Raw genomic sequence first — 17,699 nt, 5'->3', positions numbered from 1 at the left:
TAACTTTTCGTCAATTTTTTCATATAATTATAGAAATGAATAAGCAAACGGACAATGAGGGGAGAAATTATGTCGCTTTCTGCCGATTCTCTTTTTCTTAAAACAAAAATCGCTTTACCGGTTCTAAAAAATAATCTGGTTAAACGCAAGCGGCTGTTGCAAGTCCTCCAGGAAAACACAAACGGTCGGCTTACACTCATTCATGCCCCTGCAGGTTACGGAAAAACGACGCTGATGGCTGAGTGGGTTCGCTCTAGTGGACAAGCCAGCGCCTGGATCTCGCTGGATGAAAGAGACAACGATCCCGCCCGCTTTTGGCGTTATGTCGTTTATGCTCTGGCTATGGCCTACTCCGATCCGCCTGACCGGAAGCTGATGCAATTGGCAGGGAGTGTGCCAGATCTGTCGCCGGAAGTATTCCTTGATTCGCTGATCAATGCGCTGACGGAACAAAATAAACCCGTTGTGCTGGTTATGGATGACTTTCATTTGATTACGGACAAGACGGTTCATGAAGGTTTAGCTTATTTTCTGCAATATTTGCCCGAACAGATTCATTTGCTCATTTCGACACGTACCAAGCTGCCGTTTCCGACCATTAAATGGACGGCCAAAGCACAGCTGACCGAAATTTCGATGACTGAACTGCAGTTTAACGAAGTGGAAGCGGCGCTTTATTACCAGGAGGTTATGAAGCTTCCCAGCGAGCTTACCTTTCAGGCCAAGCAGCAACTGGAGCGGCTGGGCAGACAGACAGAGGGATGGATTACGGGCATGCAGCTGGCTTCGCTTGCGCTGCGCTACGAAACAAGACTGCAGCAGCCCGATTATGATTTCCCGGAGAACCTTCGGCAGGTATCCGATTATTTATTTCATGAAGTCTTTTCCAAGCTGCCGGACTCGATTTGTTCATTTCTGCTGAGCACGTCAATCCTGCCTCGTATGGACGCGGCCATTTGCATGCGAATCACCGGGCAGCCAGGAAGCCGGCAGTTGCTCCAAACCGTACAGCAGATGAATCTGTTCCTCGTTCCTCTTGACGAACAAGGCCGCTGGTTTCGTTACCACCACCTGTTCGCCCGGTTTCTGCAGGACCGGCTTGTCCATGAGAACCCGGAAGGTGCTGTCCAGCTGCGGTTAAAAGCCGCCCAGGCTTTTGCAGACCTTGGATTGATGGACGAAGCGATCGACCAAGCCCTCGCCGGGGGAGCATACGTGCTGGCCGAGACGTATCTGGAGCAGCATTTTCCGGCCGCACTAGAACTGGGTGAGCTTGTCACCTTGCTAGGCTGGATGGAAAGAATTCCCGAAGAGCGAAAAACTTCTTTGGAGCTAGCTTTGTATCACGCTTTTGTGCTTGTGCTGACAGGGGAGCTCAGGCAGGCCGGAGACCTGTTGGAGCAGCTTGAAAGGACATGCAGGAAACTGGAGGATCCATCACGGCGGGAAGAACTGCTGAGCGGGGTGTTATTCGTGCGCTCCAATCTTATGTTTATGGACGGAGACCTTCAGAAGTGGCTTTCCTTCAGCGAAAGCATTATGGAGCTTCTTGTGCCCCAAAATCCGCTGTATTTCGGGTTTGATTACAACCGCCGGGAACCCTTGGTAAGAAAAACCTCCATGGGCATGAAAGGCATGCTCTCCAAAACGACGGAAACGGTCGGTATCCGTTTTACGGGAGTACTTGAAGCCCGTGGCTGGCACGATTCATTGATCAATCTATATGTCAAGCAAGCGTTATGCGAAGGGTATTACGAATGGAATCGGCTGGCGGAATGCCGCAGTCTCCTGCGCGCCATCGGGAGCACTCGCCCCGGCTCGCGAACGCTTGGCCTGCTTGTGCCTCTGCGGATGATCGAGGCCCGGCTGTATGCCGCCGAAGGTATGCCAGAACCGGCTCAGCATATGCTGGAAGAAGCGGTAGCCGAAGCCGTTTCCTTGTCTGGAACGGCCTGGCTTCCCTTTCTGCAGGCACAGCGCGCAAGGCTGTATCTGCAGCAGAACAAGCTGGCGGAAGCCAAGCAAGCAGTCAGCCTATTGGGGATTTCCGCCAAAGACAAGCCTGTCTACAGCCTGGAATTTCAATATTTGACGCTGGTTCGTCTGCTTGGCAAACAGCGCAAGGAGCGGGAAGCGCTTCGGCTGCTTGAACTGCTGAAGCCGCAGGCCGAGAGAGAGCAGCAGCTCGCAAGCCTGGTGGAAATATCCGCGCTGCAGGCTTTGCTTGAATTTAAAAGCGGATATGCAAATAAAGCGGTAGACCATTTGCAGCAGAGCCTGCTTTTAGGAGGACCTTACGGCTACATGCGCACCTTTTTGGATGAAGGCGAAGATATGCTGCGTCTGCTGCAATTTTACCTTCAGAGATCGGCGGGAGAAGAACCAAAGCCGCAGGCCGGTTCCGGACAATCGGCAGCGATACAGCACGCGGAGCTTCTGATCGGCCTGTTCCTGGTCTCAGAGGCGGAGAACGAGGCAAAGAAACCTGCCTTGCTCGAACCGCTGAACCGCAGCGAAATGGACCTGCTGATTATGCTTTGCCAAGGAGCCAGCAATAAGCAAATCGCCAAAGCGCTGGCCCTTTCGGAAGGGACGGTCCGCGTCTACCTCTCGCGGGTTTACGGCAAGCTGAACGTTTCCTCGCGCACGCAGGCCCTTATTGCCGCGCAGGAACTGCGGTTGCTGGATGGGTACGCTCCTTAGTTTTTTACCGAAGCCGTCTCGTCTCATAACGTCATAATGTCCCTTTAAAGGAATAATTCCTGGCTTTTCAACCTCCTGGCCCTCAACGATGCCTGGCCAAACCAAACGTCCGCCCTTTTCCGATGCCGGAAGGGGCGGACGTTTGGTGTTTGGGTTTGGGTTTAACCTCGTTAAGCCCTAAACCAAGACAGCCTTAAATAAGTGCCGAAAATTTTCACCTATCTGTAACGGTTGAACTTAACGGCGAAAGCCCCCAAACAAAAAAACAAACGGCACAGGATTGTTTTCCCATGCCGTTTTCCGTTTTTATTCCAGGTTTTATCTTAGAGCTAAACTTAATGCCATTCTTCTTAAGGGTGAGCTTTAAACTCGGCGGCAGCAGCCGCTAATCAGGCTGTTACTCCAGAAAATCTTTAAGCCGTTTACTGCGGCTCGGATGTCTCAGCTTCCGCAGCGCCTTCGCTTCAATCTGGCGAATACGTTCGCGGGTAACGCCGAACTCCTTACCGACTTCTTCCAGCGTCCGTGTACGACCGTCATCAAGCCCAAACCGTAAACGGAGCACGTTCTCCTCCCGTTCGGTAAGCGTGTCCAGCACATCTTCCAGCTGTTCTTTGAGCAGCTCGTAAGCTGCAGCATCAGCTGGTGCTGGTGCGTCGGAGTCCTCGATGAAATCGCCCAGGTTGGAGTCGTTCTCTTCGCCGATCGGCGTTTCGAGCGATACCGGCTCCTGAGCTACCTTCATAATTTCCCGGACTTTATCCGGGGTTAAGTCCATCTCTTTGGCAATTTCCTCCGGTGTCGGTTCACGGCCTAAATCCTGGAGCAGCTGGCGGGATACCCGAATCAGCTTGTTGATCGTCTCCACCATGTGGACCGGGATCCGGATCGTCCGGGCTTGGTCAGCAATGGCGCGCGTAATAGCCTGACGAATCCACCAGGTTGCATACGTACTGAACTTAAAGCCTTTGGAATAATCGAATTTCTCAACGGCTTTAATGAGGCCCATATTGCCCTCCTGAATCAGATCCAGGAACTGCATGCTGCGCCCGACATACCGTCTGGCAATGCTGACTACAAGACGCAGGTTGGCTTCAGCCAGCCGGCGTTTAGCTTCCTCATCGCCTTGATCGATCCGTTTGGCCAGCTCGATTTCTTCCTGAGCCGACAAGAGGGGCACACGTCCGATTTCTTTCAAATACATCCGTACCGGATCATTAATCTTCATGCCTGGCGGCAGGGTTAAGTCGTCAATTTGGAAGTCCTCGTTCTCGGTATCCTCCGATCGGGTTTCTTCTTCCAGTTCGCCGCCGACATCGATCCCCATCTCGGACAGCTGATCCATAAAGTCATCAATTTGTTCTTGTTCCTGATCAAACGGAGCCAATTTGTCTACAATCTCTTTGGATGTTAACGAAGAGGACGATTTGCCTTGTTCAATCAGTTGTTCTTTCACCTGTTCAAGGGTCAATTCGGATTCTATATGTTGATCGTTAGCCATTGGCAGGCTCCCCTCCTCCTGAATGAGAACAATAAAAAGCGGGTTTCTAAAGTCACCGTTTGACAAAACCGCATAAAATATGGTATGATGATGGAAAATAAAGCAGTGTTTCAGACGGTATTTTTATCGCTATCCATCATTATATCATATTTTTTATATCAGTACAATATGTGTATATTCTGGGTGATTCCTACAAGGAATCGCCTTTTTAATTTGCAATGAAACCGGCGGCTCCAATCAAGGACGGTACCGCCGGTTTCATTAGTATATGCTATTCATTCATTACCCTATTCTTGGCTAAATTCTACGCCGTATTCTTTTATTCCTCAGAAAGGTCCAGCGTTTCCTCAGCCGCTGCCGCCGCTTCAGCGACAGAAATTCCCAGCCAGCTGCGGATCATCGTTAACAGCCCCGTGCTGTTGACCGGTTTTGTGATATAGTCCGAAGCTCCAGCTTCCAGGCAGGCCTCTCGATCCCCTTTCATCGCTTTGGCCGTCAGCGCAATAATCGGCAAGTCCCGAAACCGTTCATCCTGCCGAATACGCCGTGTTGTTTCATAACCATCCATGACCGGCATCATAATATCCATAAGCACAATTTCAATATCCGGCGTCTCCTCGAGGATCCGGATAGCTTCCTCGCCGTTTTCGGCGGCGATTACCTTCATATTATGTCTTTCCAGGATCGTCATTAATGCGAAAATATTCCGGATATCATCATCAACGACGAGCACCTTCTTGAACTTGATCATGTCGTCAGACTGGTGGAGCTTGATTAGAAGCTCCTGAGTGGTGCTGCAGAGATCATCCCATTTCCGGTGCAGGAACAAGCCAATTTCATCGACAATTTGATTTAAGGTCTTGGTTTCCTTAATCACCGAAAATTTCATCAGTTCCTCTAGATTCTCTTCCTGATCCAGTGTCCATTTCACATTGCGTTTAATGATGATAGGCAGATATTTATATCTGGGCTGTTTGACCACATCCTGGATCAAGGCAACAGCATCCCGGGAAGGAGTGGATAAATCGTTATCGATCACCATGCAGTCAAAGGCCTGACGCTCTAACTGGTCCAGCGCTTCTCCCGCGGTTTCGCATTCGACGATTTCTATAGATTCGCCTTGGGTAAAGGCGATCACTTCTTGTCTCTGCTCCTCGGATGAAGATACGATAAGAACTCTTCTACTCGGCTCATTCGCATAAGCGATAAGATGATCCAGCTTGATTTCGAGCTCTTCATTCCCAACCGGCTTGCAGATAAACTCATAAATTCCCTTTTGCTTGGCCAGCGCTTCATCTTCCTCTACCGTAATCACGCAAATGGGAATATGCCGTGTTTTTAAATCGTTCTTCAACTGGTCGACCACCAGCAAACCATCGATATCCTCCAGCCTTAAATCCAGGGTAATAGCAGCTGGTTTATATTGTACAGCCACCGACAGCGCTTCATTCCCCCGCGAGGTCACGATCACTTTCAGGTTCTTCTTACGAAGAATACCCATAAGGATCTGGCTGAATTTCCAGTCGTCTTCAATGATGAGCACCACAGTATCGCCAGGTTGAATGTTATCCCGGTCATCAATCAGCTCGGAGAAAGGAGATTTCGGCATCATCGACCGGTTTTGCTCTCTTGGGGTAATATCAATAACTTCCGGAACATACTTTTTGCCAGGCTCCGTCTCCGGAAGCGCCTTGTCGAGCGGCAAATATAAGTTGAAGCTGCTGCCTTTACCAGCCACACTGTACAACGTTATTTCCCCGCCAAGCAGGGTCGCAATTTCTTTGGAAATGGCCAGTCCAAGCCCGGTGCCGCCGTATTCGCGGTTGGTGCTTCCGTCCGCCTGCTGGAACGCCTCGAAGATGATCTGCTGCTTCTCCTCCGGAATGCCGATGCCGGTATCCGTTACCGAGAAGCAGATCACGGCCTGCGCCTGGTTCAACAGCTCATGGTGAGCCGACCAGCCCTCATCCGCTAACCGGACCTTCAAATTCACCTCACCCCGTTCGGTAAATTTAAAGGCGTTCGACAGCAGATTCTTTAGAATCTGCTGCAGCCGTTTCAGATCTGTCCGGATCTGATCGGGAACGCCGTGTTCGATCCTTAACCGGAACTGCAATTTATCACCGTCCACCATATGACGGAAAGTCCGGTCAAGCCCTTCAAGCAGCTCAAGCAGGGAAACATCGCTGTAATCGGCGGAAATGGTTCCCGACTCGATTTTGGACAGATCCAGAATATCATTAATCAAATTGAGCAGCTCAGTCCCCGCATCCTTGATCGTCTCGGCATATTTCACCTGATTGGAGGTCAAATTAAGATCCGGATTGTCTGCGAGCTGCTCAGCGAGCAGCAGCAGAGAGTTCAGCGGCGTTCTCAGCTCATGAGACATATTGGCCAGAAATTCGGATTTATAACGTGATGTTAAGGCTAGCTGCTCCGCTTTCTCCTCGAGAATCTGTTTGGCTACTTCTACTTCATTGTTCTTCATTTCGACTTCAGCTTTCTGAATGACCAGCAGCTGCGCTTTGTCTTCCAGCTCTTCATTCTTCTGCTGGAGCTCCTGCTGCTGCTTCTGCAGTTCTTCTGTCAACGATTGAGACTGGGTGAGCAGTTCTTCGGTTCGTTGGTTCGCTAGCATCGAATTGATCACGCTCCCAATCGTATCCATCAGCTGATCCAGAAATGCAATGTCAATATCGCTAAAGGCCTGGAACGAGGCCAGTTCCATAACCCCCAGAACCTGTTCTTCAAATATAATCGGCAGCAGAACAATATTTAATGGGGCCGCCTCGCCAAGCCCGGAGGAAACGACCACATAATCAGACGGGACATTCGTGAGCAGAATGCGTTGTTTCTCGATCAGACACTGGCCCACCAATCCTTCCCCCGCCCGGAATTCATTCGACAGATGCTTGCGCTCCTGATAAGCATAGCTGGCAAACAGCTTTAACACCGGCTCCCCGCTGCGGAAGCGGTTCATGTACAAAACGCCGTGCTGCATCGATACAAGCGGAGCCAGCTCGGACAAAATCATCCAGCCAACCGCCAGCAGATCGCGCTGCCCCTGAAGCATCCGGGAGAACTTGGCCAGATTGGTCTTGAGCCAATCCTGCTCCTTGTTAATCCGGGTCGTTTCCTTCAAATTACGGATCATTTCATTGACGTTATCTTTCAAGGTCGCAACCTCGCCCGCAGCCGCTACATCGATCGTCCGGGACAAGTCGCCTGCCGTTACAGCGGTTACAACATTCGTGATCGCCCGTACCTGTGTAGTCAGCGTACTCGCCATGTAGTTAACGTTATCAGTCAGATTACGCCAAGTTCCCGCCGCTCCCGGCACATCGGCTTGTCCGCCAAGCTTGCCTTCCGCGCCTACCTCGCGGGCAACCGTTGTAACCTGGGCCGCAAACGTAGCCAGCGTATCGATCATGTTGTTGATCGTATCCCGCAGCTCGGCAATTTCCCCGCGGGCGTCAACGTTCAGCTTCTGCATCAGGTTCCCGTTGGCTACCGCCGTCACGACTTTAGCGATCCCGCGCACCTGATCCGTCAAATTCGTAGCCATGATATTTACGTTGTCGGTCAGGTCCTGCCAGATTCCGCCGACTCCCCTCACTTTGGCCTGTCCGCCAAGCTTACCGTCCGTTCCTACTTCACTTGCCACCCGGGTTACCTCGGAGGCAAACGAACTGAGCTGATCCACCATCGTATTAACGGTGTTCTTCAGCTCAAGCAGTTCTCCCTTAACATCTACCGTAATCTTCTTAGAGAGATCCCCGTTGGCGACGGCCGTTGTCACGACCGCAATGTTCCGCACTTGGTTAGTCAAATTGGACGCCATATCATTAACGCTTTCCGTCAGGTCACGCCACGTGCCGGCCGCACCCTTTACCTGAGCTTGTCCGCCTAGAATGCCCAATGTACCTACCTCGCGGGCTACGCGCGTTACTTCTGAAGCAAACGTTAACAGCTGTTCAACCATCGTGTTGATCGTATTCTTCAGTTCGAGGATTTCACCTTTAGCGTTGACCGTGATTTGTTTGGACAAATCCCCCTTGGCGACCGCCGTGGTCACTTCTGCGATGTTGCGGACCTGGTCGGTCAGCGTACTCGCCATAAAGTTTACGCTGTCCGTTAAATCTTTCCACGTACCGGATACATCCTTAACGTCCGCCTGGCCTCCCAGCTTGCCTTCGTTGGATACTTCCTTCGCGACCCGTGTAACCTCCGCCGCAAAATTACTAAGCTGATCCACCATCGTATTGATGGTATCCTTCAGCAGCAAAATTTCACCTTTGGCATCTACCGTAATCTTCTTCGTCAAATTCCCTTTGGCAACGGCCGTAGTTACTACCGCAATATTGCGGACCTGATCGGTCAAGTTGGACGCCATATCGTTAACACTCTCTGTCAAATCGCGCCAGGTACCGGACACGCCTTGAACGTCGGCCTGTCCGCCAAGCCGGCCTTCCGTCCCTACTTCCCGGGCTACGCGCGTAACCTCGGACGCGAACATCGACAGCTGATCCACCATCGTGTTGATCGTATTCTTCAGCTCCAGAATTTCGCCTTTGGCATCCACCGTAATTTGCTTCGTTAAATCGCCATTGGCAACAGCCGTCGTGACTGCTGCAATATTCCGTACCTGGTTGGTCAAATTGTTCGCCATGTTATTGACGCTGTCCGTCAAATCCTTCCAAGTCCCCGAAACGCCCTTAACATCCGCCTGTCCGCCTAGTATCCCTTCGGTGCCCACCTCCAGCGAAACCCGGGTCACTTCGGAAGCGAAATTTGAAAGCTGATTCACCATCCGATTGATGTTGGCGGCTGTGCGCTGGAATTCGCCCGTCAAGGGCCGGCCCTCAATTTGCAGCTCTACCTTTTGCGACAGATCCCCTTGGGCGACGGCGTTGATGACGCGGACCATTTCGCTGGTAGGCTGAATCAAATCCTCAATCAGCCCATTCAGTGTATCGATGGTGGTTTTCCAGGAACCACCGGTATTTTTATGCATAAAACGCCGCGTATGTTTGCCTTCTTTCCCGACAATGTGAGCGACACTGCCTATTTCCTGAACAAAGCTTTCCTGCATTTCCATGATTTCATTAAATGTATCGGCCACTTTCCCCGAAATACCAGTCAGGTTATAAGGCATCCGGAAAGAAAAATCCCCGCGCTTTAAAGCCATCAAGCCATTCATCAGCTCCGCTGTATCCACTTGCTCCAAGTCGTTAAGCCGCGTTTCGGAATTACGTTCTCGCTCCGTCATGTTCACAACCCTTTCCGACAATTCTTATTTTCTTTAGCTTTTCAGCTGGAATTATTACATTTATTTTACTATGCAGGACGGTCCCCTGTCATAAGCCCCCATACCTGTCTAAAGTACTATTTTCATAGGCGAAAAGAGCTTTAACCTCTCGGCCGTGAGCAGCAGGCCTTTTCTGTCACAACAAAAACAGCCCGCAAAGTCCTAGTGGACCTATGCGAGCTGTCTTCTTTATTTTTAAAAATCAATCTGTTTCGGAGACCTACAATTCGGATTCCACGGTTGGACCAGCATCTTCATCATTCGCCGGGGCCGACTGGATTTCAATCCGCAGGTAGCGGGTTTTCTCCCGCTCCAGCACAGTGAACAAATAGCCTTCGTACCAGAACCCCTCGCCTGCATCCAGGGTATCCTGGTGAGCATAAAGCCAGCCACCGATCGTATCCCACTCCTCGTCGTCCAGTTCAATCGGCAGATAACGAGAAAGCTGGTTGATGGAGAGCTTACCGTCCACGATGATATGGTCTTCGTCCAGAATCCGGACGCTCTCTTCTTCCTCAGCGTCAAATTCGTCGCGGATTTCACCAACAATTTCCTCCAGAATATCCTCGATCGTGACCATCCCCGAGGTGCCGCCATATTCGTCGATCAGAATCGCAATATGGGTCCGCTCTTTCTGCATCTTCTTCAGCAGGTCATTCACCGGCATTGTTTCAGCTACAGACAATACAGGCTGGAGCAGGGTCGAAAGATCCAAATCCGGTTCATCGTCATATTCGAGGAAAAACTGCTTGGTGTTGATGATCCCGATCACATGGTCCTTATTATTCTTAACGACCGGGAAACGGGTATACTGCTGTTCCTTAATGATCGTTAAATTCTCTTCACGGCTTAAATTCGTATATAAACAAATCATATCGGTACGGGGCACCATGATTTCTTTAGCCAGCATATTGTCAAAAGCAAAGATCCGGCTCACGTACCCGTATTCGGCTTGATTGATTTTTCCGCTTTCAAAGCTTTCACTCAAAATAATTTGCAGCTCTTCTTCCGAATGAGCTTCTTCATGCTCGGAAGCCGGTTTGATGCCAAACAGCTTGACCAGCAGGTTGGCTGATCCGTTCAGCAGCCAGATAAACGGGAACATTATACGGTTAAACCAGATAATCGTCCCCGCCGTAAGCAGCATAATCATTTCGGTCTTTCGAATAGCCACCGTCTTTGGGGCAAGCTCGCCGACAACGACATGGAAATAAGTAATAATGGCAAAAGCCAAAATCAGCGAAATAACTCCGTTTACCGATTCCGGCAGGTGCAGCGCATGAAACACCGGATGCAGCAGCTTCTCTACTGTAGACTCACCAAGAAAACCAAGTCCGAGAGAGGTAATGGTGATGCCAAGCTGGCAGGCCGATAAATAGCCGTCCAGATGATTTAATACTTTCTTAACCGCTAAAGCATTTCTTTTACCTTCCGCTATTAACTGGTCCACCCGGCTTTGACGCATCCGAACCGCAGCAAATTCCACAGCCACAAAAAACGCCGACAGCCCGATCAGCAGAACAACCATGACCAATTTTAACCCAAGCCTGTCACTATCCATGAACAACAACATCTCCTTAAAATTTAAAAATACAAGTTAATACGCATCAGCACGGTATAAGGTTTCAACAATCTCAATTTCTAATCTTAAATTTTGCATCTTTAATTTTTATTTACCCTACTTTCAGGCTCTTCCTTCAGCCTGCGGACTATGCAGAATGTTACCACATTCGTCTCACCATTCCACCGCCCCTTCATAAACTGTACTACATTCATAAAGAAGGTGATAGAATTTGGCAGATTTCAGGGCAGCAAACCGCCTGAAGGAACGTTTATCCAAACAGCTTTTGAAGCAGCCGGGCATCCATGGCGTCGGGGTAGGTTACCGTCATCCGGGCAAACCGGGCCGCGGCGCCGCTGTTATTGTTTATACGGGAGCTTTCTCCAATACTTCAAAGAACAAACAGAACCGAAAGTCCCGCAAGCCAAGTCACACAATCCGCTACAACGGTAAAAAAGTAACCGTCCCTATTCGTTACGTCCATGCCAAACGCTTCCGGATGCACAGCTCCGGGGCACCTTTTCAGCGGCGTATTCGGCCGGTAATCGCCGGATTCAGTGTTGGCACGGAACTGGATTCCGGGACTGCCGGACTCATCGTAACCGACAAGAAAGGCAGCCTCTATATTCTCAGCAATAATCATGTGCTGAACCGGGACAATACGGCCGGTTTCTCCGAGACGCTTCAACCCGGGGGAGCCGATGGAGGGACGATCAAGAGGGACAAAATCGGCCGCCTCTACCGCTTTGTCAAGCTGAGCAGCAAACGCCCCAATTACCTGGATGCCGCCTTATCGGTTCCGATTCGCCGTTCCCTGCTGTCTCCCCGCTACGCCAAATTCGGCGTGCTGCCGGGCAGTGTCACGTCCTACAAAGTAGGGGACCGGTTCAAGAAAATCGGCCGAACAACCGGCCTTGTCTACGGGACCGTTGAATCCATCAACACCGATGTTAATGTATCCTATGATGGCTTCGGAGGACTCGATGTGGTTCCGTTTAAGAACCAAAGCATTATTCGCGGTTCCAAACCGGTATCTCTGGCCGGTGATTCCGGTTCGGTCTGGCTGACTAGAAAAAACAACTATGCCGCTGCGGTTAATTTCGCCGGTGCCGAAGACGGCCTGCTGTCGATCTCCTTCCCCGTAGACCGGGCGCTGCGAAAATTCGGCGTGCAGGTGGCACGCCCAGGCCGTAAGTGTCCCGGCAGACGCAAACGCTGCAGCCTGAAACCCCACTACCTCAAACCGTTGACCGCCAAACAGCAAACCCGAATCCGGGTGCTTAAAGCTCACAAACTTTAGCTTGGAAACCGCATTAGAGAGTTTGAAGCACTGCCAACAGCATTGAGATGGAATGTGCTAATGATGGATTTATGCTAAGAAAGCATGGAGACCGTTCTCCATGCTTATTTATTGTGCCGTCTTATGTTCTTCGCTTCTCTATAAGAGCCCCTGCTCCATATTCTGCAGGCATTTGCCCAGCAGCTCGAAAGAGCGCCTTCTGGCTTCATAATTCCAGGAAGGGGTCATGACCAGGAATTCTTCATTGTTATAGGCGCGCTGCCATTGCTTTAGCATCGCGACCGCTTCTTCGGCCGTTCCCTGAACCTGATGCTTCCGAGGCGCCTGAACCGGCGTCTCCGGGCGCGCGTTGTCTCTGCTGCTGTCCCTGGCAAGCTTCGCCGCTTCTGCCGAAGTGTCCGCGCAAAAAATACCGACTGCCATCATCGTTTTGGGTTCAGCCAGCCTCTTGGAAGGAACAAATGCCTCACGGTATGAAGCCAGGACCTTAGCCGGATCTTCATCGCTCATAAAAGCGCCAAATACAAATCCGCATCCGTTCTGTGCGGCATATACTGCGCTTTTGCTGGCTGTTCCAAGCATCCACAGCTCCGGTTCCACGGCTGGAACCGGCTTCGCCTGAACGGGCTGACCTTCGTAAGCATAGGTTCCATCAAGCAGTTCGATCAAGGCCTGAACCGACTGCTCCATGCCATAAACGCGCTGCAGGAAATTCCCGCTCAGCGCCATCGAGGCATGGGCCGGTCCGCCCGGAGCGCGGCCGATCCCCAGATCCATACGTCCGGGATTAAGCGCCGCCAGCAGCCGAAAGGTCTCCGCAACCTTCAAAGGGCTGTAATGCGGCAGCAGCAGCGCACCGGTCCCGAGCCTGATATGGCGGGTAACCGCCCCAATATGGGCCAGCAGCACTTCCGGGGCGGCGCAGGCCAGACCCGGAAGATCATGATGCTCCGCCGCCCAATACCGCTCATAGCCGGACCGCTCTGCCAATCGAGCTAATAATACGGCTTCTGAAACGGCTTGCTCTGCCGTCGCTCCTTCAGCTTGCGGCACCAGATCCAATACACCTAAACGCAGCGGCAGCCGGCCGCTGCCGGTTTGATTGCTTGTCATTTGCATTCTTCTATCTATTCCTTCCCCTGTTCCTGCACGGTCCTACTTGATCCTGCATGGCAACCCGTCAGGCAGCTCTACCCTTCCAGGGTATCTTTACCGAATCCCCAGGACGACCATGCCGATGCCCTCTATTTCCAGCCTCTCGCCCGAAAGGAAGGAGATCAGCGATTCGCCAAAACGGGCTTCCCAATGGCCCAATGCAGGCAGTTCTACAGTAATTCGCTCTTTGTTTGCGTTATATATGACAAATAAATGCCGGTCGGGATCGCCACCCGCATATTCCCTCAAAGTATAGGCGACAGAATGGTAAGGCGCCAGCTCAAAATGCAGATGCCGGCGGATCAAATCGGCGGTGTGAAGCCGGAAAGCCGGATGTTGTTGGCGCAAAGCAATCAGCTCCCGCACATAAGCGACATCCTCCTGGTGCACATTGCAGCGATCCCAGTCCAGCCGGTTGACCAAGTCACCGGCGTTATAGCTGTTCTCCACGCCGTCTTTCGTACGAAGGAACTCTTGGCCCGCATGAACAAACGGAAGCCCCTGGCTGGTTAACACGATCGCGGTGCCCAGACGGTGCATCGCGGCCCGAAGCAAGGCAGAATCGCTGCCCGTCGCCAGCACAATTTTATCCCACATCGTGTAGTTGTCATGGCATTCCGCATAGTTCACGGATTGAACGGGCTCGAGGGCAAAGCCTTGAAGCTCCTCATTGTAAGGGATACTTCCGACCACAGCTTTGCGGATTTGATTCTCAAGTCCCCCGGCCCCTGTAATGAACCCTCCGTCATGGGGATCAAACACGTTTCCTTTCACCGCGTTACGGATCAGGTCACTGAAATGACCGATCCCCGGTAACCGGCCGGCATTGGCCATGGAAGCCTGCCGCTTGGGCTGTAGCTCCGTCGGGATATTCCAGCCTTCCCCGTAAAGCAGGATCGACGGGTCGAGCTCATCAAGCCGTCTGCGGAGTTCATTCATCGTATCGATGTCGAGCAGTCCCATCAAATCGAATCGGAAACCGTCTATGTGATATTCTTTGGCCCAGAAGAGTACGGAATCGATAATAAACTTGGATACCATCGGCCGTTCCGAAGCTATATCATTGCCGCAGCCCGAACCGTTGGAGAACTGGCGATCAGCCGTGTACCGCAGATAATAGCCGGGCACCAGCCGGTTGAAATGAATCAAATGGCCATCGTACACATGATTATAGACGACATCCATCACAACCCGGAGGCCCCGGTCATGGAACGTCTGAACAAGCTGTTTCAGTTCACGAATCCGGACTGCCGGATCGTAGGGATCTGTCGAATAGGAACCTTCAGGGACGTTATAATTTTTAGGATCGTACCCCCAGTTGTACTGAGGATCGTCCAGACGGGTCTCATCAACGCTTTCCGTTGCGTAATCGTAGACCGGCAGCAGTTGGACATGGGTCACGCCCAAATTTACGATGTGATCAAGTCCCGTCGGTATGTCCCCCGGCCCTTTGGTCCCTCTTTCGCACAAGCCCAGGTATTCCCCTTTATGCTGGACGCCGCTTGCCGGATGAATGGTGGCATCCCGGACATGGATTTCGTAAATAACCGCATCCAGATGCGAATCAAGAGGCGGTTTGTCTTCCGTCCACCGCTCGGGATTTGTGCTTTCCGGCGCAAGAATACAGCCGCGGTCTCCGTTGACACCGACCGCCTTGGCGTATGGATCAACGGCCTCATGCAGCTCATCGCCTATTTTTACAGTGTAAGTATAATAAACGCCTGCCAGGTCACCTTCGGCTTCAAGCACCCAGGTTCCTTTGGCATCCCTGCGCATCCGCCTCTTATCCGGAGTCTCCGAATCCCAGCTGTCATATAAATATACCCAGGCCTCGCCAGCCGTCGGAGCCCATAAAAGGAAACGGGTTTGTTCCGCCGAGTAAACAGCGCCCAGATCATTTCCTTCATAAAAGTAAGCTTCATCAAATGCGGAGTCAAACACACTTAAGCCCCCGGTAATGACAGGATCACCGTAGTTGCTGGTCATTTGCCTTTCCTTCTGTACGGACAATGTTGAGTTTCCTCCTCTTCATCGGATGCAGCTTGCCGCGCCAGGCAGCCATCGCTTAACCCGCTGATTGATTTGATGGGCCGCTGATAGCTTCCGCCCGAGTGACAAATGCTCAAGCTGCTCAGCAAACCTTCTTGTTCACAATATGTTCATTATAATCCACTGTGAAAACGAAAAACAAAGGAACCTATCGAGAAATTAAGAAGTCAAGCCTTTTTAAACAGGGATCTCTTGAAATGAAACTCCCTCCCCATTACAACAAGAAGGCCAAGCAAGATTAACGGACCCCGCTTGACCTTCATGACAGCAAAGTTCTGCTTTACTCAAATCATCCAGTGATCCTGAATGAAATCGGGGGCAGAGCTCTCTTTTGCTGCTGCATTTAAGATAAATGGATGACATTGACAAACGGAGAATTCCACGCCTATCATAAGTGGGACGATTCCCCGGTCAGTATTCTCGTACATATCAGGGGTAAACAAGAAGCAGAAACCCGCGGTTTGAGAACGGCGCCCCCCCTTCTCACACACGCCTTTAAGGAGAGCAGAAATATGTCCAAGAAAACGACCAATCGAAAAATGGTAACCCTCGCTATGCTTGTTGCCATCCTGCTGGTTGCTATCGACGTCACGGTCGTCAGTACGGCCACACCTGAAATCGTAAGCGAGCTTAGCGGATTATCCTTGATCAGCTGGGTATTTGCCATCTATACGTTAACGACTTCAGTCACCACTCCGATTTACGGCAAGCTGGCCGATTTATTTGGCCGAAAAAACATCTTTATCATCGGCGTTGTACTATTCGTGGCCGGTTCAATGTTATCCGGCGCTGCGCAGACGATGAGTCAATTGATCTGGTTCCGTGCCCTGCAGGGCGTTGGAGCCGGGGCGGTCATGCCGTTAACTTTTACGATCATTGGAGACCTCTTCCCCGGCGAGCAGCGCGCCAAGATGCAGGGAGTATTCAGCTCGGTCTGGGGAATCGCCGGTTTGCTCGGCCCGCTGGTCGGCGGTTTCTTCGTCGATCAGGTCAGCTGGCGCTGGATCTTCTATATCAACCTGCCTATCGGTTTAATTTCGCTTATCCTAATTGTGGTCTATTTCCACGAATCGCTGGAGAAGAAAGAAGCCCACAATATCGACTACTGGGGAGCTTTAACGTTTACCATCGGTATTTCTTCCCTATTGTATGCGCTGCTGAATGCGGGAGAGGGGCAAAAATACGCCTGGAACTCGGCCCCGATTTATGGGCTGTTTGCAGTCGCGGTCATCTTCATGGTTCTGTTCGGATATATCGAATCCAAGGTGAAAGAACCGATGCTCCCGCCTTCCCTGTTCCGGATTCCGGTGATTTCGATCTCTAACCTTGTAAGCTTCCTTTCAAGCGCAGTTATTATCGGGGTGAACGTATACCTGCCCATGTGGATCCAATCCATCCTAGGGCACAGCGCGACCAACTCCGGCCTGACCTTGATGCCGATGTCGATCGCCTGGCCGCTTGCAGCTACGTTTGCCGGCCGTTATATGTACAAGATCGGATCGAAGCTCACCGCCGTTGCCGGCTCCATACTGATTGCCCTTGGAGGAACCTGGCTGCTAGCCTTGGAACTCGGCTCCCCGTATTGGTATTTTGTCGGCATCATGATTGTCATTGGTTTTGGCATGGGCTACGCCACCACGCCAACAACCGTGCTGATCCAATCGGCGGTCGGCTGGCAGATGCGCGGGGCGGCTACCGCTTCCAACACGCTGATGCGTTCGATTGGCCAAACGGTCGGCATCGCCGTGTTTGGTACGATTTTTAACAGCGCCGTCCTTCGGGATGGACAAGCCTCAGCGGATAGTGCTTCCAACGTGAATGACACTGTCAGCCATACGGCGCTTGCTCATGGGATGCATCTTGTTTTTATCCTGATCTTCTTCATCGGTCTTGCGGTTGTCGTATCATCGTTGTTCCTGCCTTCGCATAAGAAAGTTCTGGAGCAGCAGCGGCAGGTCAGGCAATAGAGAGTCTGGCAATAAATATAGAAGCCAAAAAACCGCAGGGCCCAGGACCCTGCGGTTCTTCGTTTGTGATTAATCTGATGTTATGCGTCTGATGCATTCATTCGATGTTCTTCAAACGATGTATTTGCCCAACGGTTATTCATCCACTGGCATTC

At 51.4% G+C, this 17,699-nt stretch carries 8 protein-coding genes; 3 read left to right on the top strand and 5 right to left on the bottom strand.

Annotated features, from left to right (window positions below):
* Positions 1 to 54: 54 nt before the first annotated feature.
* Positions 55 to 2,703, top strand: coding sequence for a winged helix-turn-helix domain-containing protein (locus tag CBE73_RS01380; protein WP_094092664.1), 2,649 nt, complete (start codon positions 55 to 57; stop codon positions 2,701 to 2,703).
* A 397-nt stretch (positions 2,704 to 3,100) separates the two neighbouring features.
* Here CBE73_RS01380 and rpoD read toward each other — a convergent pair whose 3' ends face one another.
* The 3 genes from rpoD to CBE73_RS01365 form a co-directional block, all read right to left on the bottom strand.
* Positions 3,101 to 4,204, bottom strand: coding sequence for an RNA polymerase sigma factor RpoD (rpoD, locus tag CBE73_RS01375; protein ID WP_094092663.1), 1,104 nt, complete (start codon positions 4,202 to 4,204; stop codon positions 3,101 to 3,103).
* A 319-nt stretch (positions 4,205 to 4,523) separates the two neighbouring features.
* The gene (locus tag CBE73_RS01370; protein ID WP_094092662.1) at positions 4,524 to 9,473 is read right to left on the bottom strand and encodes a HAMP domain-containing protein; all 4,950 of its coding nucleotides are present in this window, start codon (positions 9,471 to 9,473) and stop codon (positions 4,524 to 4,526) included.
* 259 nt (positions 9,474 to 9,732) lie between these two features.
* Positions 9,733 to 11,073, bottom strand: coding sequence for a hemolysin family protein (locus tag CBE73_RS01365; protein ID WP_094092661.1), 1,341 nt, complete (start codon positions 11,071 to 11,073; stop codon positions 9,733 to 9,735).
* 232 nt (positions 11,074 to 11,305) lie between these two features.
* Here CBE73_RS01365 and CBE73_RS01360 point away from each other — a divergent pair, with 232 nt between their 5' ends.
* Entirely contained in the window at positions 11,306 to 12,373 is a 1,068-nt protein-coding gene (locus CBE73_RS01360) for a chymotrypsin family serine protease (protein WP_174704639.1), read from the top strand.
* Positions 12,374 to 12,511: 138 nt separating this feature from the next.
* Here CBE73_RS01360 and CBE73_RS01355 read toward each other — a convergent pair whose 3' ends face one another.
* Together CBE73_RS01355 and pulA are read right to left on the bottom strand one after the other, a co-directional pair.
* Positions 12,512 to 13,492 (bottom strand): MsnO8 family LLM class oxidoreductase, encoded by a 981-nt coding sequence (locus CBE73_RS01355; protein WP_373286391.1) that lies wholly within the window; start codon positions 13,490 to 13,492, stop codon positions 12,512 to 12,514.
* A 90-nt stretch (positions 13,493 to 13,582) separates the two neighbouring features.
* On the bottom strand, positions 13,583 to 15,538 hold the full coding sequence (gene pulA / locus CBE73_RS01350) for a type I pullulanase (RefSeq protein ID WP_174704638.1): 1,956 nt from the start codon (positions 15,536 to 15,538) through the stop codon (positions 13,583 to 13,585).
* 551 nt (positions 15,539 to 16,089) lie between these two features.
* On the opposite strand from pulA, the gene CBE73_RS01345 reads away from it, so the two are divergent.
* Positions 16,090 to 17,544: an MDR family MFS transporter gene (locus CBE73_RS01345; protein WP_229752765.1), complete on the top strand. Its 1,455-nt coding sequence runs from the start codon at positions 16,090 to 16,092 to the stop codon at positions 17,542 to 17,544.
* Positions 17,545 to 17,699 lie beyond the last annotated feature (155 nt).

Source organism: Paenibacillus physcomitrellae (assembly GCF_002240225.1).
In the GTDB taxonomy this organism is placed as follows: Bacteria; Bacillota; Bacilli; order Paenibacillales; family Paenibacillaceae; genus Fontibacillus; species Fontibacillus physcomitrellae.
This window is presented reverse-complemented; position numbering and strand designations above follow the sequence as displayed.

What these genes read in the sequence shown, in the direction of transcription:
- CBE73_RS01345 (WP_229752765.1), top strand. Translation starts at nt 16,090, where the DNA reads ATGTCCAAGAAAACGACCAATCGAAAAATGGTAACCCTCGCTATGCTT.
- CBE73_RS01355 (WP_373286391.1), bottom strand. Translation starts at nt 13,492, where the DNA reads ATGCAAATGACAAGCAATCAAACCGGCAGCGGCCGGCTGCCGCTGCGT.
- rpoD (WP_094092663.1), bottom strand. Translation starts at nt 4,204, where the DNA reads ATGGCTAACGATCAACATATAGAATCCGAATTGACCCTTGAACAGGTG.
- CBE73_RS01380 (WP_094092664.1), top strand. Translation starts at nt 55, where the DNA reads ATGAGGGGAGAAATTATGTCGCTTTCTGCCGATTCTCTTTTTCTTAAA.
- CBE73_RS01370 (WP_094092662.1), bottom strand. Translation starts at nt 9,473, where the DNA reads ATGACGGAGCGAGAACGTAATTCCGAAACGCGGCTTAACGACTTGGAG.
- CBE73_RS01365 (WP_094092661.1), bottom strand. Translation starts at nt 11,073, where the DNA reads ATGGATAGTGACAGGCTTGGGTTAAAATTGGTCATGGTTGTTCTGCTG.